Annotated in this window: 25 protein-coding genes; 10 read left to right on the top strand and 15 right to left on the bottom strand. The window is 34.2% G+C overall.

Annotation, left to right across the window (positions count from 1 at the left end; genetic code table 11):
* Nucleotides 1-470: 470 nt before the first annotated feature.
* The 4 genes from ACFQ1K_RS02250 to ACFQ1K_RS02265 form a co-directional block, all read right to left on the bottom strand.
* Nucleotides 471-857, bottom strand: a complete 387-nt coding sequence (locus tag ACFQ1K_RS02250; protein WP_320556279.1) for a hypothetical protein — start codon at nt 855-857, stop codon at nt 471-473.
* 5 nt (nt 858-862) lie between these two features.
* Nucleotides 863-1711 carry a universal stress protein gene (locus ACFQ1K_RS02255; protein ID WP_320556278.1) on the bottom strand — a complete coding sequence of 283 codons (849 nt, stop codon included), beginning with the start codon at nt 1709-1711 and terminating at the stop codon, nt 863-865.
* Between the two features lie 79 nt (nt 1712-1790).
* Nucleotides 1791-2840 (bottom strand): response regulator, encoded by a 1050-nt coding sequence (locus ACFQ1K_RS02260; protein WP_320556277.1) that lies wholly within the window; start codon nt 2838-2840, stop codon nt 1791-1793.
* Nucleotides 2833-4719, bottom strand: a complete 1887-nt coding sequence (locus tag ACFQ1K_RS02265; protein WP_320556276.1) for a sensor histidine kinase — start codon at nt 4717-4719, stop codon at nt 2833-2835. Before ACFQ1K_RS02265 ends, ACFQ1K_RS02260 begins: the two co-directional genes overlap by 8 nt.
* Nucleotides 4720-4848: 129 nt before the next feature.
* Here ACFQ1K_RS02265 and ACFQ1K_RS02270 point away from each other — a divergent pair, with 129 nt between their 5' ends.
* The 6 genes from ACFQ1K_RS02270 to ACFQ1K_RS02295 all read left to right on the top strand — a co-directional run bounded on the left by ACFQ1K_RS02270 (nt 4849) and on the right by ACFQ1K_RS02295 (nt 10336).
* Nucleotides 4849-5223 (top strand): hypothetical protein, encoded by a 375-nt coding sequence (locus tag ACFQ1K_RS02270; protein WP_320556275.1) that lies wholly within the window; start codon nt 4849-4851, stop codon nt 5221-5223.
* Between the two features lie 95 nt (nt 5224-5318).
* Nucleotides 5319-5942, top strand: coding sequence for a WG repeat-containing protein (locus tag ACFQ1K_RS02275; protein ID WP_320556274.1), 624 nt, complete (start codon nt 5319-5321; stop codon nt 5940-5942).
* Nucleotides 5926-7050, top strand: coding sequence for an efflux RND transporter periplasmic adaptor subunit (locus ACFQ1K_RS02280; protein ID WP_320556273.1), 1125 nt, complete (start codon nt 5926-5928; stop codon nt 7048-7050). Before ACFQ1K_RS02275 ends, ACFQ1K_RS02280 begins: the two co-directional genes overlap by 17 nt.
* Entirely contained in the window at nt 7044-8306 is a 1263-nt protein-coding gene (locus ACFQ1K_RS02285) for an ABC transporter permease (protein ID WP_320556297.1), read from the top strand. The genes ACFQ1K_RS02280 and ACFQ1K_RS02285 overlap by 7 nt, the downstream gene beginning before the upstream one ends.
* Before the next feature lies 1 nt (nt 8307).
* Nucleotides 8308-8979: an ABC transporter ATP-binding protein gene (locus tag ACFQ1K_RS02290; RefSeq protein WP_320556272.1), complete on the top strand. Its 672-nt coding sequence runs from the start codon at nt 8308-8310 to the stop codon at nt 8977-8979.
* Nucleotides 8980-9247: 268 nt separating this feature from the next.
* Complete coding sequence (locus ACFQ1K_RS02295) at nt 9248-10336, top strand: DUF6920 family protein (protein ID WP_320556271.1); 1089 nt, start codon at nt 9248-9250, stop codon at nt 10334-10336.
* 2 nt (nt 10337-10338) lie between these two features.
* Here ACFQ1K_RS02295 and ACFQ1K_RS02300 read toward each other — a convergent pair whose 3' ends face one another.
* The 7 genes from ACFQ1K_RS02300 to ACFQ1K_RS02330 form a co-directional block, all read right to left on the bottom strand.
* Nucleotides 10339-10827 (bottom strand): hypothetical protein, encoded by a 489-nt coding sequence (locus ACFQ1K_RS02300; RefSeq protein ID WP_320556270.1) that lies wholly within the window; start codon nt 10825-10827, stop codon nt 10339-10341.
* Between the two features lie 7 nt (nt 10828-10834).
* Entirely contained in the window at nt 10835-11833 is a 999-nt protein-coding gene (locus ACFQ1K_RS02305) for an MlaD family protein (RefSeq protein ID WP_320556269.1), read from the bottom strand.
* Between the two features lie 85 nt (nt 11834-11918).
* Nucleotides 11919-12686 (bottom strand): ABC transporter ATP-binding protein, encoded by a 768-nt coding sequence (locus ACFQ1K_RS02310; RefSeq protein WP_320556268.1) that lies wholly within the window; start codon nt 12684-12686, stop codon nt 11919-11921.
* Complete coding sequence (locus ACFQ1K_RS02315) at nt 12683-13465, bottom strand: MlaE family ABC transporter permease (protein ID WP_320556267.1); 783 nt, start codon at nt 13463-13465, stop codon at nt 12683-12685. Before ACFQ1K_RS02315 ends, ACFQ1K_RS02310 begins: the two co-directional genes overlap by 4 nt.
* A 33-nt stretch (nt 13466-13498) precedes the next feature.
* A complete protein-coding gene (locus ACFQ1K_RS02320; RefSeq protein WP_320556266.1) occupies nt 13499-14491 on the bottom strand; it encodes a 2-hydroxyacid dehydrogenase in 993 nt (330 codons plus the stop codon).
* Between the two features lie 66 nt (nt 14492-14557).
* Entirely contained in the window at nt 14558-15391 is an 834-nt protein-coding gene (locus ACFQ1K_RS02325; RefSeq protein WP_320556265.1) for a universal stress protein, read from the bottom strand.
* A 134-nt stretch (nt 15392-15525) separates the two neighbouring features.
* Nucleotides 15526-16062 (bottom strand): hypothetical protein, encoded by a 537-nt coding sequence (locus ACFQ1K_RS02330; RefSeq protein ID WP_320556264.1) that lies wholly within the window; start codon nt 16060-16062, stop codon nt 15526-15528.
* A 100-nt stretch (nt 16063-16162) separates the two neighbouring features.
* On the opposite strand from ACFQ1K_RS02330, the gene ACFQ1K_RS02335 reads away from it, so the two are divergent.
* On the top strand, nt 16163-16621 hold the full coding sequence (locus ACFQ1K_RS02335) for an RNA methyltransferase (RefSeq protein WP_320556263.1): 459 nt from the start codon (nt 16163-16165) through the stop codon (nt 16619-16621).
* Nucleotides 16622-16629: 8 nt separating this feature from the next.
* On the opposite strand, the gene ACFQ1K_RS02340 is transcribed toward ACFQ1K_RS02335, so the two are convergent.
* Nucleotides 16630-18297, bottom strand: a complete 1668-nt coding sequence (locus tag ACFQ1K_RS02340) for a formate--tetrahydrofolate ligase (protein ID WP_320556262.1) — start codon at nt 18295-18297, stop codon at nt 16630-16632.
* Nucleotides 18298-18439: 142 nt separating this feature from the next.
* Between ACFQ1K_RS02340 and era the strand changes: the two genes are divergently transcribed.
* On the top strand, nt 18440-19321 hold the full coding sequence (gene era / locus ACFQ1K_RS02345) for a GTPase Era (RefSeq protein WP_320556261.1): 882 nt from the start codon (nt 18440-18442) through the stop codon (nt 19319-19321).
* Nucleotides 19322-19379: 58 nt separating this feature from the next.
* On the opposite strand, the gene ACFQ1K_RS02350 is transcribed toward era, so the two are convergent.
* The 3 genes from ACFQ1K_RS02350 to ACFQ1K_RS02360 all read right to left on the bottom strand — a co-directional run bounded on the left by ACFQ1K_RS02350 (nt 19380) and on the right by ACFQ1K_RS02360 (nt 20567).
* Nucleotides 19380-19556 carry a hypothetical protein gene (locus ACFQ1K_RS02350; protein ID WP_320556260.1) on the bottom strand — a complete coding sequence of 59 codons (177 nt, stop codon included), beginning with the start codon at nt 19554-19556 and terminating at the stop codon, nt 19380-19382.
* Nucleotides 19557-19583: 27 nt separating this feature from the next.
* The gene (locus tag ACFQ1K_RS02355; RefSeq protein ID WP_320556259.1) at nt 19584-19910 is read right to left on the bottom strand and encodes a hypothetical protein; all 327 of its coding nucleotides are present in this window, start codon (nt 19908-19910) and stop codon (nt 19584-19586) included.
* A gap of 138 nt (nt 19911-20048) precedes the next feature.
* Complete coding sequence (locus ACFQ1K_RS02360) at nt 20049-20567, bottom strand: GTP-binding protein (RefSeq protein ID WP_320556258.1); 519 nt, start codon at nt 20565-20567, stop codon at nt 20049-20051.
* Between the two features lie 144 nt (nt 20568-20711).
* On the opposite strand from ACFQ1K_RS02360, the gene der reads away from it, so the two are divergent.
* On the top strand, nt 20712-22016 hold the full coding sequence (gene der / locus ACFQ1K_RS02365) for a ribosome biogenesis GTPase Der (RefSeq protein ID WP_320556257.1): 1305 nt from the start codon (nt 20712-20714) through the stop codon (nt 22014-22016).
* A gap of 15 nt (nt 22017-22031) precedes the next feature.
* A complete protein-coding gene (locus ACFQ1K_RS02370) occupies nt 22032-24464 on the top strand; it encodes a T9SS type B sorting domain-containing protein (protein WP_320556256.1) in 2433 nt (810 codons plus the stop codon).
* Nucleotides 24465-24495: the final 31 nt, after the last annotated feature.

Genomic DNA, 24495 nt, shown 5'->3' on the forward strand with positions numbered 1-24495 from the left:
ATGATATTTATCATGCTAATAATATCAGAATGCACAAGATGATATAGGTATATAAAAAAGAAACAGGAAGCTTAAACTTCCTGTTTCCTTAAAGTGTTTAATTCAATAATTCACCTCTTAATCTGAAAACCCACAAAATTCTTTGAAATCAAAGAATTAAAAACGGATTGCTTTAACTCAACCAAAGCATTAAACACTTTTCGCAATCATAAACTCTTAACGTTATATGAATGTTTGACAAATTATTACAACTACTCATAATAACGGCATTAAGGTAATTATCGTGTGTGTTTTATGAAATGACCAATATCAGTTTTGTTGTGATTTTAAAAACAAAAAAAGCCAGAGATGGCTCTGGCTTTTTTCGTGATTAATAGCACATGATATTAATGATGTATTAGCTGTTATAATATCATGTATCAAACATAAATAACCCTTTGCTTTTAAAAAATGATAAATATCACTTTTCTCTAATAGGGTATAATTTGATATGCGGTATTTAGTAAAAAGAGACCAATTAGAAATAACAGTATATATATGAGCTGAACCATTTTTACATTGGTTAAAATTAACCATGAAACTGTTTTGTTAGGGAAAATAAAGAGCGCCAAACCAGAGAATAAAAACGACCAGCCAATTAAAGTTATGACTAGCTTGTAATTTAATTCCCAAATGTTATGTAAAATAATAGTGGTAAGGCCTAACGTAATACAAAGAAAGGCTCCGAGGATTAAAAACTTTTCGTCCTTTAAATTATTAAAAATCTGTTTAATGCGTTTTGGATTAAAGCTAAGAACAAAAAAGAAAATGATAAGGTACCATCCCCAAAATTTTGTAAAGAATAATGAATTTTCCATGGTTTTTAATTTTTTTCGTGTAATACTAATAGTGGTTTGTCTGTGTGATAACTAATTTTTTCAACTCTACTATGAAAAAATAGTTGTTGAAAATAATTGAGGTTCTTGGCTACCATACAGATTAGGTCAATGGCTCTATCCTCCACAAAATGCTGTACGGCATCTTCTAATTTTTCATCATTTAGGTGATGGAAACTGCTCTTAACATTAGAGAAATAATCTTTGAGCAATGCAAGGTTTTCATTTGAAACCCTATTTAAATTTTCATTGTTTTTAGAATTATGGAGTATGCTTACGGTGCTCTCATAATCTTGAATAATTCCAATTAATGGTTGTAATACCTCTATATTGTAATTTAAGTTTAAGTCTGTGGGGAATGCAATATTTTTTACAGGACTGAATTTACTGTTTTCTGGTACCGCAAGTGTATTACATTTAACTTTGGTAATAACATCGGCCGTATTGGTGCCTAGAATAAATTCTGTTATACCTGATGCACCTTTGGTGCCCATAACAATAAAATCAATTAGTCTCTCTTTAACAATATTTCTGATAGTATCAATAAAAAAGCCTGTTTCTGATAGCACAAAGAATCTGTGCATAACTCTATTTGGTCCTAATTTAGAAATACGTTTCATAAGTCTACGTAGCTTATACTTGGTATCATCCGCATAAGTATAATCATAATGATAAGTTCCAAAGGATAATGATTCGTCTACAGGTATATACTGGTTTAAGTTGTTAACATGCAACAGATAAAAATGGCATTCTGTGGATTTGAAAAAGTGAATGGCATATTGAATGGCATTCCATGAATTTTCTGAAAAATCTGTTGGTAAAAGCACATTTTTCATGATATTAATAATTTAATATCCTAAATGTATAGGCTAATAACGACTTATAAAATGATGAGAATCATTTTAGCCTTTTGTTTTAATTTATTTGTTTTAGCCCTTCGATATCAAGCACAACAATATTTCTGCCTTCAGACTTAATTAAACCCTGGTTTTTAAAATTGGTTAAAGTGCGAATAAAAGTTTCTGTTGCTATACCTGCTACACTTGCAAGGTCATTTCTTGATATTTTTATAGGGTCTTTAGGTCTGCGATTAATTTTTTCTGCAAACTCTAGAATTGTTGTTGCCGTTTTTTTGTTTACAGAACTGTAGGCCATTTCTAAAAGTTGATCCTTAATATGTGATAAATCATCCGTGAGATGATCGATTAACGCAATAGCAAGTTTGTTGTTGTTTTTTAAGATATCGGATAGTTGTAATATGGATAGACCAACTAACACTGTATCTTTTAATGCAGTTGCCGTTTCTTTATGAGGTAGGTTATGGGTAAAGGATGTATAGCCAAATAAATCGTCTTCCTTATAAAGGCTTGTAGCTAATTCTTTTCCGCTACTATCTAATTTATGACACTTAACAGCACCTTTGGTGATGAGATAAATAAAATTGGAATGATCTCCCTCCCTGTAAATAATATCATCCTTACTAAACTTAAATTCTTCGCCGTAATCGTCGAAGAAATTTTTTAAATCATTCAGATTGATTAACTCATCTCGTTCTGAGTAATTGTTAACATTATTTTCTTCTTTTTCTTTTAAAATACGGACTTTGGCCAACCTGCTTCTAATGGCACTTATAAGTTCATCTTCTGTAAACGGTTTTGTTATGTAATCATCTGCACCAAGGTTCATTCCTTTTCTTACATCTTGATGTTCGGTTTTAGCAGACAAGAAAATAAAAGGGATATGTTTTGTTCTATCATTTTTTGTCACCTCTTTTAAAACTTCGTAACCATTTAATTCTGGCATCATTATATCACAAACAATAATATCAGGGTTATTTATATTTATGGATTTTAAACCTAATTTTCCGTTTGGTGCAGTAATGACATCAAAATCTGACAGCTCTAAAAGTTCGGCAGTATTTTCTCTTAAAACCTTATCATCTTCTATGAGTAAAACTTTAGTCATGTTTTGCGCTATTTGGTATTTGAAGTGTAACCAGTGTTCCCTGGTTTTCTACACTATCAATTTTTATTTGTCCACCTAGATTTTCTAGGTGTGTTTTTACAATGTTTAGTCCTATTCCAGTTCCAGGTCTATTTAGTACATTTTCAGCACGATAGTATCGTGCAAAAATATTTGGTATATCTTTTTTTGGTATCCCTATGCCATGGTCTTCAATTTCGAAAACGGTATTATTGGAGTTTTGCTCAATTCTAATATCGATTTCTGATTGTTCACCAGAATATTTTACGGCGTTTTGAAGAACATTGTATAAGATAATTTCAATGATTCTCTCGTCCTGATACATGGATATACCATCAATGTCATTAGGGTAATTGATGCGTTGCCCTTCCTTTAGAAGCATATTAGAATTATAAACTACTTCATTGATTATTTTACTTAATCTAAAGTCTGAAAATGAATAGTTATATGTTCCTGTTTCTAATCTTTCAATTGATAAAAAATCATTTAATATAGCGTTGAGGTAATTTACTTTATCTTTTAAGGTGGCTAAATGCTTATCGCGTTTTGGTTGCTCTTCTGTAAGTTTATACTTTTCTAAAAGTATTAGAGATGTAGCAATACCGCTTAAAGGGGTTTTAAATTCGTGTGAAACCAAAGATAAAAACTTTGTTTTAAGCTCATTAAGTTCCTTTTCTTTGTTTAATGCTTCCTGTAATTGTAAGGTTCTTTCTTGTACTGTTTTCTCAAGCTTTGTAGTATAGTTTTTTTGATCGGTAATATCTGCCACAATAGAAACCAGCACTTTTTTATCCTTTAAATAAGAAAGTTGTAAATGCACTTTTACTGGATACGATGTGCCATCTTTTCTAATGTGTATGGTTTCAAATTCAACTTGGTCTTCTTGCTTTTTTAGTAGTTTGTTGATGTATTTTTTTCTAAACGTAGCCTCATCAATATTTGATTTTAAGTCCAATGGAGTCATAGATTTCAATTCTTCAATGGTGTAACCGATGTTGTTTAAAGCTCCTCTATTGATATTAATGAATTTTAGGGTCTCAGCGTCAAAGACATAAATTTCGTTTAGGGACTCATTAAAAATTGTTGCTAAATGGTGTTTTTCTTCTTGAGCTCTAATGCGTTCGGTTACATCATTTTGTACGCCAATAAAATGGGTTACGATGCCTCTTCTATTGGTTATTGGAGTAATATATAAATCATTGTAAAAGAGTGTTCCGTCCTTTTTGTAATTTCTTAGAGTAGCTAGGCAACCTTCACCGTTTTTAATGGCTTTTCTAATTTTAGCGAGTTCCTTTTGGTTTCTGTCATCACCTTGAAGAAATCTACAATTCTTATTTAAAATCTCACCTTTAGTATACCCAGTAAGTTTTTCAAAAGCCGAATTGTGATAAATGATTGGGTTATCTGGTTTTAGGGCGTCGGTTATTACAATGCCATTATTTGCAGAATCCAAGGCTTTTGTTCTAAGCATAAAGTTAAATTCGCTCTCCTTTTGCTTAGAAATGTCCTTAACCAAAGCCATAACATAGGTCTTATCATAAATATTGTAGGGGTTTAGTTGTACTTCAATAGGTATAATACTACCATCTTTCTTTAATCCATAAACATCTGTAGTTTTAGCCATTTTGCTGCGCTTATACTCCTCAATAAAACGCTCAACATTTTTACCGTGGCCTTTGCGGAATTTAGTAGGTATAAGCACCTCAATAGACTTACCTTTAATTTCAGTTTTATCATATCCAAAAATCGTTTCAGCAATACCATTCACTTCCATGATATGTTGCTTTTCGTCAACTATAATCACAGCTTCAGATAGGGCTTCTAAAAGAATATTGAATATTTCTTGGTCTTGATTAATCATGGCTGAAAAAGGTGGTTAGTACCTCTTATAAAGATACGCATTAAAAAGGGATTATTTTATGATAATGATCAATATCATTCTTTATTTCTGCGTAATTAAATACCTTGAGACTATCATAATTCAATACTGATGACTAGGACTTTATTAATACATTTAGCACATTTGTTTTATGCCATTTCAAAAGTTGATGGAAACTTGGCTTTTGACGAGTACACAACATTATCAGAAAGTCTTAAAAATCGTTGGCATCATCTTACGGATGCTCAACTAGAGGTTGTAAAAAATCAGTTCAATACACTGCAGAGAAACAATATAAGTTCCAAAGAAAGCTTTTCCACGTTTATTGAGTTTGCGCATCAAAACCCAAATCTATTTACTGAAGAATTAAAGACAATAATACTTAAGACTGCGAATGATATTGCTTATGCATTTGCCAAGATCAATAAATCTGAGTTAAATTTAATGGTCAATTTGAGTCTTGAGTTTAAGAAACTTTCAATATAATTCGTACAGCTCTAAGCACTAAGAGTGACCAATATCATTTTATAATACCTTTCTGAAAGTTAGCTTTATAGAGTTAATCTTTAAAGCAAATAATCATGAAAAAAATGTTAGTATTATTGGTTGTTTTTATGATATTACCCTTATCGGCATTATCACAAAACATAAAAAACATAGATTTTGTGTCACCGTTTTATGATGGACTAGCGGCTATTGAAAAAGACGGTGAATGGGCTTTTATTGATGAATCTGGAACTATAATTATTGATTATAGAAACGATGTAGTTTTAAACCGCTTTGGTGATGATAGCTATCCTGTTTTTAATTCAGGCAGATGTCTTATAGTCAAAAAAGAAAAAGGGATTTCTTACTTTGGGTTTATTGATAAAGAAGGTAAAACGGTTATTGAACCTCAATTTTTAAATGCTACAAGCTTCAATAATGAAATGGCCATCGTTTTACAATTGCATGAAAATGTTTTAGGCGAAAATGACCTATTAGATAAGAGGGTGATTGAATATACGTATACTAAAAATGTTATTAACACTAATGGTGAAGCCATAATGTATCTCTCAGAAAAGCCAAGTCACGTTACCTTGTCTAAAGACTACCTTAGAGTTCCTCCTGAGATAGGCGCAAAGTTTATATCTAATAAACTTATAGCTATTAAAACCGATAGTGGTAAATGGATGATAAGACGAATCGATGAGTCAAATCAATAAATATGGCTACAACCCTTTAATCCGAATTCCTTCTGTATGGCTCTTATTGGTATTAATTGTTTCAAACTCGTGTCAAAACAAAAGAGAAGCAATTCAGCCGGAGTACAGAGAACTTACAGAATCGGTATATGCTTCTGTTATTGTTCAGCCAGATAGCTTATATCAAGTCTATGCCATTGTTTCAGGTATTTTGGATAAGAATCTTATTGAGGAAGGCGATCCTGTTGTAAAAGGACAAAATATTATACAGGTCATTAATAATACTCCCAAGCTTAATACCGAAAATGCAAAGCTCCAACTGCAGTTAGCGCAAGAAAACTATAGTGGTAGAGCGGCAATTCTTAATAGTATTGAGGATGAGATTTTGTCTGCTACTTTAAAATATAAGAATGACTCCACAACGTTTTTTAGACAAAAAAACCTTTGGAATCAACAAATCGGTTCTAAAGCAGAGTATGATGCCAAGAAGTTAAATTATGAATTGTCAAAAAATAATCTTCAGTTAATACGAAGTAGATACCAACGCACACAAAGTGAATTGCTTACTGCCCTTAAGCAAGCAAAAAATAATTTGGCTACAACTCAAATTGCCAGTGAAGATTTTACCATTAGCAGTAAGATAAATGGTAACGTATATGCCTTATATAAAGAGCCTGGTGAAATCGTTAATACGATGGAACCTCTGGCAACCTTGGGCAGTAAAAATCGTTTTATCATTGAAATGCTTGTAGATGAGGTAGATATTGTAAAGGTCAATGTTAATCAGCTTGTTATAATCACTTTAGATGCTTATGGAGACCAAGTTTTTAAAGGAAGGGTATATCGTATTTTGCCAAAAAAAGATGAGCAGAACCAAACGTTTACCGTAGAGGCGCTTTTTGACCATCAACCCACCAAATTATATCCAGGCCTATCTGGTGAGGCTAATATTATTATAGCTAAAAAAGATAGCGTACTTACGTTGCCAATATCTTATGTTAGAAATAACCAAGTCGAAACAGAAAGTGGTATAAAAGACGTTGAAACAGGTATGCAAAACATGGAGTTTGTAGAAATTATTTCAGGTATAAATGCCAATACTAAAGTTTATGAACCTGATGAATTATGAATTGGTCAATCATACTAAATATAGCCAAAACCCACTTGATCACAAAGCTAAAGCAAACATCAACAGCAGCCTTGGGAGTTACCTTTGGCATTGGTTCTTACATTACGCTTGTTTGTTTTATGACGGGATTAAATGCTATGCTAGATGATCTTATCCTTAATCAGACACCACATATCCATATTTATAACGAGATAGAGCCTTCCAAAAAACAGCCCATTTCATTATACCAAACGGTTGAAAACAGTTTTAATGTGGTCTACTCCATAAAGCCAAAATTAACACAGAAGAAAATACATAACGCAATCCCTATTATTAACTATCTAGAACAACAAGATGATGTTAAAGGTGCATTGCCTCAAGTTAAAACTCAAATATTTTATATCGCTGGTTCTATTGAATTGGGTGGCAATATTACAGGTATAAAAGCATTAGGTGAAGCCAATTTTTTTAATCTTAATGACTATTTAGTAGACGGTTCTGCTAAAGATTTAGAAATAACGGACAATGGTATTTTACTTGGTATAGGAATAGCCAAAAAAATGGCCTTAAAGGTTGGGGACCGAATACAGGTAAAGCCCATTACAGGTGAAATATTCCCACTTAAAATTGTTGGATTTTATCAAAGTGGTATTACGGATTTAGATAATATTCAAAGTTTTGCTAGTATCAAAACGGTTCAGAAGTTATTAGGTAAGGCTGAAAATTATATAACAGATATTAATGTTAAACTTAATGATATCAGTGTTGCAGAATCAATGGCAAAACAAATAGAATCTCAATTTAAACTTAGGGCAATTGACATAAAAACAGCCAATGCACAATTTGAAACCGGCACCAATGTTAGAAATCTAATAACTTATGCGGTATCTATTACACTTTTAATTGTAGCTGGCTTTGGAATCTATAATATTTTGAATATGCTCATTTACGAGAAGATGAATGACATTGCAATTCTTAAAGCTACAGGATTTTCTGGCAGAGATGTTAAGGCTATTTTTATGAGTCAGGCTATGATTATAGGTTTTGTAGGTGGTGCTTTAGGATTGTTAATCGGTTATGGTTTGGCCAAATTAATCTCAACTATTTCATTTCAAACAGAGGCCTTGCCAACGGTAGAAACTTATCCTATAAACATGAATCCTGTGTTTTTTGTAATCGGGTTTTCCTTTGCCATGTTATCGACTTTTTTAGCGGGTTATTTACCATCCAAAAAAGCAGGGAAAATCGATCCCGTAAAAATCATTAGAGGGCAATAACATGAGTATCCTTGAAGCTAAACATATAGATAAATATTTTAAGAAGCCTGTGCTCTTTCATGTGCTAAAGGACATCAATTTTAGCATCAAGAAGGGGGAGTTTGTATCTATAATGGGCAAATCGGGTTGCGGCAAGTCTACGCTGCTTTATATTCTTTCTACCATGGACACAGATTACGAGGGCGAACTATGGTTAAATGATGAATTAATCACAGGTAAAAGTAGGGAGTTTTTGTCTTATGTAAGAAATAAGCATATCGGTTTTGTCTTTCAATTTCATTATTTATTGCCTGAGTTTTCTGTTTTGGAAAACGTCATGCTTCCAGCAAAAAAGCTTGCAGAAAAGTCACTTAAAGCTATTGAGCAAGATGCTCTTGAAAAGTTGAGCATACTAAACATTGAGCATCTCGCAAAGAAAAGAGCAGCTCGTATTTCTGGTGGTGAAAAACAACGTGTTGCCATTGCTAGGGCTTTAATAAATAATCCGTCTATAATTATGGGAGACGAACCAACAGGTAATTTAGATAGTCATAATGCTAAAAATGTGTTTGACATCTTCAAAAAATTAAGCCAAACAAACGATTTGTCATTACTCGTTGTTACACATGATGAGGATTTCGCAAATAAAACAGATCGAATTATTCAGATGGAAGACGGCAAAATCCTATCCTAAATTAGGGATTTAGTTTTTAAATGATTGATTCTTTATTATTTAAGATTACCAACGCTTAAAGTAAAAAATGTTTTGCAGAAGGACGTGAAGTATAAACTAAGCTGATAATAATCATTTTAAAAAGGACATTTGCTTTTTAAATTAGTACATATTCGACTAAATGTGCTACTATGAAAATTTTTGTCAAACTACTTATGGCCTTTTTAATTCTAGTATTAACTACCATTATTTTATTGTAAGTTGTTAATATAAAAGACTAAAAAGCAACATGAAATATATATTTAGCTTCGTTTTGGTAATACATGCTTGTATCCACTTAATGGGTTTTGCAAAAGCTTTTTATGTGACAGATGTTAAGCAACAAGTATTAGGTATTTCAAAACCCATTGGATTATTGTGGCTGATTGCTTTTGTACTTTTCACGGTTTCGTTAGTTCTATACATAACCAATAAAAAGTGGTTTTATATTGCTTTTTTAGCAATTATACTTTCTCAAATTTTAATAATTATGGCTTGGCAAGATGCCAAGTTTGGAACGGTAGCTAACATCATAATTCTTATGGTCAGTCTTTCTGCTTTTGGACACCATCAGTTTCAGAATATGGTAAATAACGAGATTGTAAACCTTTTGGATAAAAACAAAATACAAGATGCTAAAATCATAACTCAAAATGATCTTGAAACGCTTCCACAGATTGTTGGAAAATGGTTGAAGATTTCTGGTGTCTTGGGGCGTGAGAAAACCGAAACGGTGTATTTAGAACAAAAAGGGCTAATGAAGACAGCACCTAACAGTAAGTGGATGAGTTTTGAGGCCAAGCAATATTTTAATATCAAAACTGCTTCTTTTTTATGGAGTGTGACTGTAAATGCCATGCCAATGATTAACATGGTTGGACGAGATAAACTTGTAGATGGAGAAGGGGAAATGCTCATTAAACTTACAGGTTTAATTCCTGTTGTCAATGAAAAAGAGAATCTAAAAATTAACTCTGGGGCAATGATTCGACTTTTAAGTGAAATGTGTTGGTTTCCATCTGCTGCTGTAAGTGATTATATCTCTTGGCAAGAGCTTGATAATAATAGAGCTAAAGCTACACTTGCTTGGAATGATGAATCTGTTTCAGGTGTATTTTCTTTCACTGAAGAAGGCGATTTGCTATCGTTTGAAGCTGATCGTTATTATGGTGGTGGTGTTGATGCCAAGGAAGAAAAATGGTTCGTTCTGGTCGAAGATTATAAAACATTTCATGGGATAAAAATCCCAAACAAAAGTAAGGTTATCTGGAAATTTGAAACAGGTGACTTTTATTGGTTGAACGTAGAGATTACAGACATAAAATTTAATATTAAATAGTTTTAATAACCTATTTTATTTTTTGTATTTGGTATTTCCCATTTAATCATTTCTTTTAAAAACTCATCTACTTTTTCTATTATAATCTTTTCTGTGATGTGTTCTGGATTGTAGATTTCTAACTCAACACTACTGTTTTCTGCAGGTATTTGTTCTATGTATGGAAATAAAATAAATGTGTGCACGTCGCCACTATATGATTGAGAGAATACCAATGCACCACCTTGTATAAATTGATAGGTAGGTATCTGATTGGTTCGGTCCATGAGTTCTTTGGGAAAAGAATCAAAGGTAATGTTAACAGCTTCGTTAGTTCCAATCCAATTTAATTCTTGTACTTTCCATCCAATAGCATAAGTTTTACAAACATTTTTTAATGTTTTGCTAATTAAATCTTTGGTTTTTGTTTGCCAAATAGTCTTCTTATCTACAACTGTTTTTATAGAAGTCTTATAATCATTGATGCGTTCTTCTAGGTGTTCTATTTTCATGACTTAATCATTTATTATCAGTACTTTCTTTGGCCGCTTTCTTTTCTTGTCGTTCTAATCTTCTAAAATAACCACGGGTTAAGAAATTATGCTTCAAGGCTTCCATATTTTCATTAAACTTTTCGGTGCCTTCATTAATATTTTTAATTGTAGATTTTAGATCGTTAACTAGGGTCGTGTCTTTAACAAGATAATTGTAGGTTCCATCGCTAGAATGCAAATCGTTTACAACCGTATTTATGTTGTTTAAAATTGAATTGATTTCGTTGCTGGATGTCTCCAGGTTAGTTACAACATTTTTTAATTGTTTTCCAGAAACGGTATCATTTAGTACCATTCCTAATATAGACTCATCATCCGTTTTTAAAGAAGCGACAATATCCGTTAGCTCATTAATAGCTCTTGTAGCACCTTTACTAGCCGTTTTAAGATTATAGACAGATTCTTTTAAATCTTGTGCCATGTCGGTATCATTTAATAAAAGCCCAATGGTGCCTTCACCTTCCAACATTTCATTGGTGATTTTTAGTAAATCAACCGTCAATAAGGCAGCGTTCTCTGAGCCAACACTCAAAGTGCTAAGAATATCATCAGCGCCAATCTTACTGAAAGACTCAATAGTGTCACCGTTTTTTATTATGGCTGCAGTACCCTTTCCTGGTACAATATTTACAATCATGTTGCCTACCAACCCATCAGAACCAATGGTCGCAATAGCGTCCTTTTTAATATGCATTATAATTTTCTCATCTATATTCATATCCACTTTTATGGTAGAGTCATTAACCATAGTTATAGCTTTTACGGTCCCAATATCAATACCAGCATATCTGACATTGTTGCCATTTTGCAAACCATTTACATTTTGAAAGTATGAACTTATTGTAAATGTTTTTTTAAACATATCTCTTCCTTGACCAATCATATAAACAGCTATAACAAATAAGATGGTGCTAATAATAACAAATATGCCTAATCTTGTTTTTTGTGATGCTGACTTTTTCATCTCTTTGAGTTTTTAAAGAACCTACGGTTCTATAATTTATTAATTTTTAGCCGTGATGGTTGCTTGCTAATGACCTATACAGATTTCATAATTCTTGTTTAAAAAATGCTTTAATTTTTGGATCTTCAGATGCCGAAAGCTCTTTGTAAGTGCCCTCAGCATAGTCTATACCATCTATGAGTAAAATCATCCTATCAGAAATGACTCTTGCACAATCTACATCATGGGTAATAATGAGTGATGAGGTGTTATATTTTTTCTGAATGTTTTGCATTAAAATAATGATTTCTTTAGCTGTAATAGGGTCTAATCCACTTGTAGGTTCATCATACAGTATAATTTTTGGCTGAAGAATTAACGTTCTAGCCAAAGCCACACGTCGTTTCATTCCGCCAGATAATTCAGAAGGCATTAAATCTATAGCGTTAGCCAATCCCACATTCTCCAATGCTTCGATAACCAAACCCTCGGTATCCGTATCTTTTTTAAATTTTTTTGAATGGCGACGCAACGGAAACTCCAAGTTTTCACGAACACTCATAGAATCATACAGGGCGCTGCCTTGAAACAAAAAACCGATGTCTGCTCTTAAAATATCAAGGGCTTCTCTATCTAGTTTAGTTATATCATTTTTCATCACGGTTATGGTACCTTTATCAGCTTCCATAAGGCCAACCAAACATTTTATCATCACAGACTTGCCCGTTCCTGATTTGCCCATGATAACCAAGTTTTCACCTTGATATAGCTCTAAGTTAAAGCCATTCAATACATGATTATCACCAAAGCTTTTGTGTAAATCTTTGATTTTTAAAACCACCTCTTTTTTAGATATGTCTGAATTTTTATTCATAAATCATAAAATATATCAGCTACAAAAACGGCTATAAAATCTATTATAAATAGTAAAAGCGATGTAAATACAACAGCAGAATTTGCAGCTTTACCAACTCCTGCAGTGCCTTTTGTACTGTAATAACCCTTGTAACAACCAACAATACCTATGGCTAAGCCAAAAAAGAATGTTTTGATCGTTGCAGGAACAATATCACCAAACTCCAATGAATTAAAAACTTGATTAAAGTAAAGCGTAAAAGACACGTTGCCTTTTACATTCTCAACCAGAAAGGATCCTAATAGGGCCAAGGCATCTCCAAAAATAACAAGCAATGGAAGCATTAGAGTTACTGCTAGCACCCTGGTTACTACCAAATACTTAAATGGGTTTGTGCCCGAAACCTCCATAGCATCAATCTGCTCAGTAACGCGCATAGAACCCAATTCTGCTCCAATACCAGAACCTATACGTCCAGCGCAAACCAGTGCTGTAATAATTGGCCCTATCTCTCTTACAATAGAAATACCAACCATCGAAGGCATCCAGGATACCGCACCAAACTCCATTAAAGTTGGTCTGGTTTGAAGCGTTAAAACTAAACCAATTATAAACCCTGTAATTCCTACCAATAACAGGGAGCGATTTCCCATATTGTAACATTGTCGGAGTAATTCTTTGAATTCAAATGGTGGTTTAAGAACTTCCTTAAAATATCGATTGGTAAAATAAGCGAGGTCTCCAATCTCCATGAAAAAGGATTTCAATTGATTATTTATGGAAGTAAGATTTTCCATAGAACATTAATCGTTTTAGTAACACCAGAGGCGCTATCCTGTTAACTCGTTTTCATTTGTCTTATCGTTTTCCCAGCAGTCTAAATTATAAATGGTGGTTTCGGCAATATTGGTTAAGGCTTCATGAGTTAAAAATGCTTGATGTCCTGTAACCAACACATTTGGCATAGCAATGAGCCTTATGAGCACATCGTCATCTGGGATATCATGTGATAAATCTTTAAAAAATATATCTTTTTCGTGTTCATAAACATCCATGCCATAGGCAGTAATTTTTTTATTTACCAAAGCTTTAACTAAGTCCTCTGAGTTAACCACGGCACCACGTGCTGTATTTATAAGATATGCACTTTCTTTCATTACATCAAATAAATCCTCATGGATTAAGTGATGTGTTTCACTATTTAAAGGAACGTGCAGTGAGATGATATCTGACTGTTCGCACAAACTTTCTAGCGATACATAGTTTAGATTATAGCGTTCCTTTAATTGATTATTTTCTTCGATGTCGTTTCCAAGTAAATTACATCCAAAACCGTGCATTATTTTGGCCATAACAGACCCAATTTTACCAGTGCCAACAATGCCTATCGTTTTACCATTGAGGTCAAAGCCTGTAAGATGGTTTAAATCAAAATTAAAGTGTTTTATATTATTGTTAGCTTCAATAAGTTTTCGATTTAAAGCTAAAAGTAGTGTCACGGCATGTTCTGCAATGGCATTTGGAGAGTATGCTGGTACGTTGGCTACTTTAATACCTTCGCGTTCAGCAGCATTAAGATTTACGTTGTCATGGCCAACAGATCTTAAGCAAATGTACTTCACCCCAAAACCACGAAGCTTTTCTATAGTAATGAAACAGGCTTCATCAGCAGAGAAAATAGAAACGGCATCGTAACCAATAGCATTAATTGCCGTAGCGGAAGACAAGGCTTCCTTTGTAAAGGTTATAGAATGTTTGCCATGATTTGCATTTTCTAAATATGCTTTCTCAAAATCTCTAGTACTGTAAACGAGAACTCTCATAACTAAGGTTTTATATGGTTTATAATGTCACTGCCCAAGCAATCTATTGGTTATTACCCTTACTTTCTATGCAGGAATTACCATAAATGGCGTTTGTAAATGCATGGCGATTTTAGAAATTATGGGTTTGAAAAATAGATTTTCAAAAAACATGTGTTTATTGTTTATCATCACTAAAAGGTCAGTTTCATTATTTTTTTGATAATCGAAAATAACCTCAGTAATGTTGGTTTCTTCTAAAATGTTAAACTTGGTTTTAAAGTCTGCAAAATGGTCTTCAAGATATTTTTTGTGCTCGCGTTGCATAGAACTCAGTCCTAATAACGAAATATGGAGGACATCCATAGCGCTGCTGTGCAGGTTTAAAATTTTAAGTATGGGTTTTAAATGACGGCTTTTAAATTCGAGATTTAAATCTGTCGGGAAAAGTATATGATCAAGACCATTAAATTTGTAATCGTCTGGAACAGCTATAATAGGACAACAACGTTTATTGATAACTTGCGTGGTGTTACTTCCAAAAACTACCCGTTCAGAATCGGTTTCGCCTTTAGTGCCCATAACTATGATATCTATGTTAGAACTGGAAACAGTTTTGGAAATACGATCAGGTAAGAATCCCTTCACCACTTCAATTTCAAACTCTTGTTTATTACCGTGTTTACGCATTAATGTGAGTGCAAACTCGTAGAGTTTTTCTTTAGATTCTTGCTGGAGGATTTTATGTATGTCTTTTCCAATTAAGCCTTTTTCTATCTGATATTCATAAGAAAAAATGACTGGAGGATAACAATGTAAAAAGTGAAATTTACAGTTTTCGTTCTTAAATAATTCTAACGCATATGTAATGGCATTTTCAGAATTTTCGGAAAAATCGGTAGGTAATAAAATAGATAACATAACGACCAGACTTTAAGGTTCTTAGTATCTAAAGTTATTACTAAGATTTAAATTTTCCCATGATAATTATCAGCTAAACAACAAAACCCCTTGATAATTCAAGAGGTTTTGTTGTTGTACGCTCAATTGAGGTATTATATCTGTTTTTTCTCTATAATCTCTGTTTCTTTATTCTTAGGCTTTGTTTGTTCTGGCGGAATGATGTAGCGATAATTGTCATAAAAAAAGTTTTGTCTCATCGCCTCCATTTGCTTCATGATATCATCCATGTTTGAAAATCCTGGCATACCATTAGAAAAGAAATCGTCTTTAAAAATATCATCAGAAAAGAATTGTTTAAGTATGGAATCCTGCTCAGTGAAATTATTGAGGCCTGGTGCCTGCAACATTGAAAAACGTTTGTGCATCATAGTGCGCATACGATTAAAGATACTGTCACTCTCCATACCTTTAATACTACTGGAAGAAGACCAACTGTATATGGAATCATAACGGATGATGTTGCCGTTTTCATCTAATTCTTTATTGACTTTCCAATTTCCTTTAGGTTTGTTAATGGAGTCTTGTTGTGTTTTGTATTTTTCAGGACTCTTTGTTAAAGTATTTGAATCTTGTGCGTTGCAGCTTGTCGCTAAAATTGCGGCAAACAAAAAGAGCATTACTTTTTTCATTTTTTACAATTTTAAATTAGACATATACTTCTTTAAATTCAAAAAAAATGCCATTGTAGAAGCGACTTACATTTTGTCAGTATGTTTTATTTTTGTGGTTATGACAGATAATTTTGTTAATGAATTTTTTGGTATAGGCATACAAAATGGAAAAACTCCAGAAAATCTTGGTGTTTTATGGCGCTCAGCGCAAAATTTAGGAGCTAGTTTTATTTTCACAATAGGCAATCGTTATGCAAAACAGGCCTGTGATACTCATAATGCTGTGAAATCGATGCCTTATTTTCATTACGATACGTTTGAAGACTTCTATAATAACTTACCAAAAGGAGCACGGTTGGTTGGTGTAGAATTAACGGATGAAGCGGAAGATCTAGAAACGTTTCACCACCCAAGACGATGTGTATACCTGCTTGGTGCAGAAGACCATGGGCTATCCAAGGAAGCTAAGGAGAAAAGCCATTTTTTAGTTAAATTTAAATCGCAATTGAGTCTGAACGTGTCTGTAGCAGGTAGCATTGTGATGTACGATAGAGGAGTTGATAAGCCTAGATCGTAAGTTTTTATTTAAAACAAACCACTAATTTCACCACTGTCGCTAATGTCAATACCTTCCGATGCAGGATGAGCTGGCAATCCAGGCATACGCATAATTTCACCAGTAATAGGAATTAAAAATCCTGCGCCTGATGCGATTTCGATTTCACGTACCGTAATGATAAAATCCTTGGGTCTACCTAATAATTTAGGATTGTCTGATAATGACTTTTGAGTTTTTGCAACACAAATAGGAAGATCATCTAAGCCAAGTGCTTTAATTTGTTTTAACTGGCGTTTTGCATTGGAGTTATAATCAACGTGTTCGGCACCATAAATTTTTTGGGCAATGGTTTCAATTTTGGTTTCAATGTCCATATTCCAATCGTAGAGTGGTTTAAATTTCGCCTTATGGGATTCTGCCACCTCAATAACATGTTCAGCAAGTTTTAGTGCACCTTTGCCGCCTTTAGCCCAAACATCGGCAACGGCTACTCTGATATTTTTGATCTTAGCCAAGTCTTTTATGAGTTCAATTTCTTCCTTGGTGTCCGATTTAAACTTATTGATGGCAATGATTGGAGTGACTCCGAATTGCTTAATGTTTTCAAGATGTTTTTCCAGATTAGGAAGCCCTTGTCTTAAAGCATCGATATTAGGAACGTTTAAAGACTTTAAATCTGCACCTCCGTGGTATTTGAGCGCACGTATCGTTGTGGTTAATACGACTGCTTTTGGAGATATGTTGGCACTTTGACATTTAATATCAAAAAACTTCTCTGCTCCTAAATCAAAACCAAAACCAGCTTCGGTAACAGTGTAATCAGAAAAGGTCATGCCCATTAAAGTACCGATGACAGAGTTGGTGCCTTGAGCAATATTGGCAAATGGTCCACCATGAATGATGGCGGGATTCCCTTCAATAGTTTGTACCAAATTGGGTTTAATAGCATGCTTTAGTAAGGTGGCCATGGCTCCAGCGACTTTTAAATCTTTCGCATATATGGGCTGTTTCGAAAATGTGTAACCGATAAAGATATTTCCCAGTCGCTTTTTTAAATCGCTCAAGTCTTTTGAAATACACAGAATAGCCATAATTTCTGAAGCAGCAGTGATATCAAAACCAGTTTCCCTCGGAATACCTGAGGAAGTTCCGCCTAGTCCAACGATAATGCGTCTTAGTGCTCTATCGTTCATGTCTACAACGCGTTTCCAGGTAATTGTTCTTGGGTCTAAGCCAAGAGAATTGGTCTTGCTTTGAATGTTATTGTCTATAACAGCAGCCAAAAGATTATGTGCTTTTTCAATGGCTGAAAAGTCTCCTGTAAAATGCAGGTTAATGTCCTCTAGAGGTAAGACTTGTGAGTAGCCACCACCTGTAGCACCCCCTTTTATACCAAACACGGGGCCAAGTGAGGGCTCTCTTAAAACGACCGTTGTTTTTTTGTTTAATTGATTGAGTGCTTCAGATAATCCAATAGATATGGTGGTTTTACCCTCGCCAGCAGGTGTAGGTGAGATTGCAGAAACCAATATAAGATTGCTCTTCTTGGCTTTATTCCGATTGATAAAAGACAGCGGAATCTTGGCTTTGTCATTACCATACATTTCGATACTGTTTGGATCAACTCCAAACTTTTCTGCAATTTTGGTTATAGGGTTTAGTGTTACTTTTTTGGCTATCTGAAGATCGGTCATAACTTTTTTAATAAATTCATACAGATTCAAATTTAGGCCATTGAAATTAGATAAATGGTGATTTTTGTCATGTGATTAAATCTGGTTATCAATTCTAAAACTTATAAACTTAAAGGTTGTAACTTTGCCAAAACTTATATTCATGCACAAAGCTGGTTTTGTAAATATTATTGGTAATCCTAATGTGGGTAAGTCGACATTAATGAATGCCTTTGTTGGTGAAAAGCTATCCATCATAACCTCAAAAGCACAAACGACGAGACACCGTATTTTGGGAATCGTTAATGGTGAAGACTTTCAGATGATATTAAGTGACACACCAGGTATTATTAAACCAGCCTATGAGTTGCAATCCTCAATGATGGATTTTGTAAAATCGGCATTTGAAGATGCAGATGTCCTCGTTTACATGGTTGAAATAGGTGAGAAGGAACTTAAGGATGAGGCCTTTTTTAAGAAAATCACCAATTCTAAAATTCCTGTCCTGCTGTTATTGAATAAAATAGACAATTCAAACCAAGAGCAATTGGAAGCGCAAGCTGAGCTGTGGCAAAGCAAAGTGCCTAATGCTGAGTTTTATCCTATTTCGGCTTTAAATGGGTTTAATGTTAAAAATGTATTCCAAAGAATTATAGAGTTATTACCAGAATCGCCACCCTTTTATCCTAAAGATCAATTGACCGATAAGCCAGAGCGCTTTTTTGTTAATGAAGCCATTCGTGAAAAAATATTGATTCACTATAAGAAGGAGATTCCTTATTCGGTTGAGGTGGATACAGAAGAGTTTTTTGAAGAAGAAAAGATCATTAGAATCCGTTCTGTGATTATGGTAGAGCGCGATACCCAAAAAGGAATTATTATTGGGCATAAAGGTGCTGCTCTAAAGCGTGTGGGAGTAGAAGCTAGAAAAGACTTACAAAAGTTTTTTGGTAAGCAAATTCACTTAGAGTTGTATGTAAAGGTCAATAAAAATTGGAGAAGCAATCAAAATCAATTAAGGCGTTTTGGTTATAACCAAAAATAGTTTAATCTAATACTTTTGGTTTTTTAATTTAGGTTATTAAATGTTTCAAACAGTAAGTCTAAAACCTTTTTGCAATGCCCATACCAATAGAAATAGCATAGTTTCCATCAAACTTTTTGTCATAAAAAAGAGTTATAGGTACATCCCAATGATGTCCTAATTCTAGATCACGTTCCACACCTATTCTTACAAGTGGTTCTATTTCACCCTTTTCTGAGATAAAACCAGGACCCAAGACAAATTCCCAATGTTTAATCGGACTCTATAAAACATCTAAGGTCGCAACCAAAGGATATTCTCTTTCAATGTTAACATCATTTACAGTTGGGCTAACCTCTTTAGAAATGAGTTCCAAATCGCTAAAAACACCAATACCCCATTTTTCGTTAATCCAATATTCGTAATCCAAACCAAAAGTAGGTACAGATAGTATCTCTTTATTTTCTAAAGAAATAAACGAATGTCCTAAAATAAAAGCGGCTCTGTGTCTTGGATTTTTGTTGTGTATTTCGGTAGTATGTTGCTCTTGGGCGTAGTTGTAGGTCCAAGCTATTAAAATAAACAGTAAGACTCCTGTAATACGTTTCATGAGAAATATTTTACCTCAAAAGTACTCAAGTGTTCTTACCAATTCACTGACTTATGTCAGTATTCAATAAATATCAAATTAACTATTTTAAACTATTCAATTTCGACCTAAACTTCAAATCTTTTTAGGATAGCTCATTTAAACAGCATGTATGTCTTTACTTCTAAGGGTATCGCGCATAAAGTGATGTAATTCATGCATTTGTTCCATTCCTGCTTTTTTGCCGAGCCTTCCACTAAAATAAAGGACAAACCAAACAATTACCATGAATAGGGTTACGAATAATTGAATGGCATAATCATTTCCTAAAGACCAGTTGACATATGCCCAAATTCCAAATCCTATAAAAAAACCAGCCACGGCAAAATGAAGAAACATAAACATGGTCCATACCGTTGGGTTTGGTCCAAAGAGACCATAAATAGTACTTAGCTGTTTGTCGTCATAATCTTCATTAATTTCAAGGTGCAATTGTGGTGACCAAAAATGCTGTTTTGCTTTTGGTATTTTAATAAATACGTGATCGTCTACTCGTGTTACTATAAAGTCAGATTGATTTTTACCTTCAGTTTCAAACAACGAAAGTAAGCTTTCATTGTTTTGACTAACATTGAATTTGAATCGCGGTCTTAAAACGATTTCGTTAGAAAGTTCCATTGCAAAAGGATATAAGTACCAATGTACATATTTTCTTAATTAAACTCAAAGCTTAAATTCCAAAATCATAAATCGTAAATCTAAAATTAAACCCTACCTTTGCTACCGCTTACAGGATATGTAATGCAGATTAAATAAAGATATATGGGAAATATTGTTGCAATAGTAGGAAGACCAAATGTAGGTAAATCAACATTTTTTAATCGTCTTATCAAAAGGCGTGAAGCTATTGTTGATGCCGTAAGTGGTGTAACTAGAGATCGTCACTACGGCAAAACAGACTGGAATGGAAGAGAGTTCTCTATCATCGATACAGGAGGATATGTGGTTGGAAGTGATGATATTTTTGAAGCCGAAATCGATAAACAGGTAGAACTAGCAATTGATGAAGCGGATGCCATTATTTTTATGGTCGATGTTGAGACTGGCGTTACTGGGATGGATGAAGATGTCGCTAACTTACTCAGAAAGGTTGAAAAACCTGTTTTTCTAGTTGTAAATAAAGTAGATAATAACAAGCGAGCAGAAGATGCTGTTGAGTTTTATTCACTTGGTTTGGGTGATTATTTTACAGTAGCAAGTATAAATGGTAGTGGAACTGGGGATTTATTAGATGCGGTAGTAGAAGCGCTTCCTGAAAAAGAAGACATAGAAGAAGAAGTACTCCCTAGATTTGCTGTGGTTGGTCGTCCTAATGCTGGTAAATCGTCATTTATTAATGCTTTAATTGGAGAAGATCGTTATATCGTCACAGATATTGCTGGCACTACTAGAGATTCTATAGATACTAAGTATAATCGTTTTGGATTCGAGTTTAATCTGGTCGATACCGCTGGTATTCGACGTAAGTCCAAGGTAAAAGAAGATTTAGAGTTTTACTCGGTAATGCGAAGCATTAGAGCCATTGAGCACTGTGATGTGTGTTTACTTGTCTTGGATGCCACTCGAGGATTTGATGGTCAAGTTCAAAATATATTTTGGTTAGCGGAGCGCAACCGAAAGGGGATTGTTATTTTAGTCAATAAGTGGGACTTGGTAGACAAGGATAATAAAACAACCAAAGCATTCGAAAAACATATTAGGCAAGAGATAGCACCGTTTACGGATGTGCCAATTGTTTTTATTTCAGTTCTCAACAAACAACGCATATTTAAGGCTATTGAAACTGCTGTAGAAGTTTATAATAACAGATCTAAGCGCATTAAAACTAGCGTACTTAATGAGGTGTTGTTACCTATTATTGAACAAAATCCTCCTCCAGCATACAAAGGAAAGTATGTGAAAATTAAGTACATTATGCAGTTGCCAACTCCACAACCGCAATTTGCTTTTTTCTGCAATTTACCGCAATACGTTAAAGATCCATATCGACGATTTTTAGAAAACCAGCTCAGAGATCATTTTGATTTTACTGGTGTACCCGTAAGCGTTTACATGCGCAAAAAGTAGTATCTTTATAGGGCTATGACAACCTTATCGCGATACTTCATATTGTTATTGTGCTCTACTATTTATTTCAAAAGTATCGCTCAAAGTCCTCCGCAGATTGTTGTAGAAGGCAACCAGATGTTTTGTGGTGAAGCACCAATGCCTATCATTACGGCCATTGATATTAATGGTGGTTCGGGGACTCTTGAAACCGTTTTTGTTCAGATTTCAACAGGTTATAGCTTGGGATCAGACGAACTATTTTTAACTGGGGATCATCCAAACATCTCAGCATCATGGTCCATAGGAGAAGGATTATTAACATTAACAGGGCCAGCTACGTATACAGAATTTGAAAATGCAATAAGTGATATACGTTTTCAAACTAACGAAAGCAATTTTACGCAAGACAAGTTTTTTTCTGTCAATCTAGGTGAAGCCAATTTTTTGCCTGCAACTGGACATTACTACATTTATGTTTCCGATGTTGGAATCAGTTGGTCTGAAGCATTAAATGCAGCTTCAACACAAACTTATTTTGGTCTACAAGGATACTTATCAACCATAACGACACCAGAGGAAGTACAAATAACAGGTGAACAAGCCCAAGGTACTGGTTGGATCGGTGGCTCCGATAGTAGCTCAGAAGGAGTTTGGAGATGGCAATCTGGACCAGAAGCAGGGCAAATATTTTGGAACGGTACTGCTAATGGAAGTTCTCCAGATGGGATGTTTGCTTTTTGGAATAATGGTGAGCCTAATAATTTAGGGGATGAAGATTATGCACATATAACCGATCCTGATATAGGCATACTTGGTTCATGGAATGATTTACCTGTAACAGGTTCAACAGATCCAGATAGTCCATACCATCCTCAAGGATATATCGTTGAGTTTGGTGGTATGGAAGGTGATCCAGACATCAGTGTTTCGGGTAATTCCGTTATCATAATGCCAAAAACCTCAATAATAACAAATAGCTTGTGTGATGAGGGATTGGCTGAAATCAGTTTGACCACAAATACCGATGAGGTTTTATGGTACAGCTCTGAGACTTCCCTAGATGTTATAAATACAGGTCTTTCTTTTGAAGATTATATAAATGCAAGTACAACCTACTATATACTGCCTTTGTTTGAGGGTTGCACAGATGGTATTAGAATTCCAGTTACGGTAAACGTGTTCCAATCACCTATAGCTAATGATATTACTATAATTCAATGTGATGATGAAGTTGCCGACGGTTTATCAAGTTTTAATCTCAATACTTACACGGATGATATTGTAAGGAATGAGTTGGGGCAAGTTGTGCCGATTTGGGATATTTCATTTTTTGAGGATGAAGATCTCACCATTCCCATAAATAGTGCTAGCTACACCAATACTTCGAACAATCAAATTGTTTATGCCAAGGTTTTTGATGAGTTTTCGGGATGCTATAATAGCTCGGAAGTGACGTTGCAAGTCAATTCCTCACTCGGTAATACAGCAAGTTTAGAGGTCTGTGATGATTTTATAGTAGATGGTTTTGCGTTTTTTGATTTGACCGAAGCAGATGGTCAGATTCTTGAAAATTCGCCTGTAAATGCAAATATCGGATATTATGTTACTTATAATGATGCCTTATTAAGGGTTAATGAAATTATTGACGATTATTTTAATGAAGAGCCCTATCAGCAAACCATCTATGCAAGGGTAGACATAGATGATGTTTGCTATGCTATAAACGAAGTTAATTTATCAGTTAAGGAGTTACCAAATGTTGCCCAGTTTGAGGAAGTCTATTATTGCTTAAACTCATACCCGGAGACCATTACCATTTCAGGTGGAATTTTGGACGATATTCCTAATAACTATGCTTATGATTGGTCAACAGGTGAAACCACTATAAACATAAACATTAATGAAATAGGTGACTATGAAGTTTTAGTTACAAGACCAGCAGGATGCACCAATAGAAGAATGGTTAGAGTACTTCCGTCTAGTACAGCTGCAATAGAAACTATTGAGGTAATTGATATTTCTGAGAATAATACAATTACAGTTTTAGTGTCTGGGGAAGGTGATTATGTATATGCCTTAGATGATGAAAATGGTGCTTATCAAGAATCTAACGTCTTTGAAAATGTAGCCATAGGAATCCATACAGTATATGTAAAAGATATGAAGGCTAATTGTGGTGTGGTTTCAGAGGCTATTTCCGTTTTAGGCTTTCCAAAATTTTTTACGCCAAATGGCGATACTATTAATGATACATGGCAAATTAAAGGTTTTTCTTCTGAGTTTCCTGTAACGGCAACCATCAAAATCTATAATCGCTATGGAAAACTTCTGACGATCCTCAATCAAGACAATCCCAAATGGGATGGTATGTACAACGGAAAGCGGCTTCCAACAGACGACTATTGGTTTGAGGCCGTTTTAGCAGATGGCAGAACGTTTAATGGTCATTTCACGTTAAAGCGATAATCATTTACTAGGGATAACTTGTTTTAAGCTT

Source organism: Winogradskyella aquimaris (assembly GCF_042676105.1).
Taxonomy (GTDB): Bacteria; Bacteroidota; Bacteroidia; order Flavobacteriales; family Flavobacteriaceae; genus Winogradskyella; species Winogradskyella aquimaris.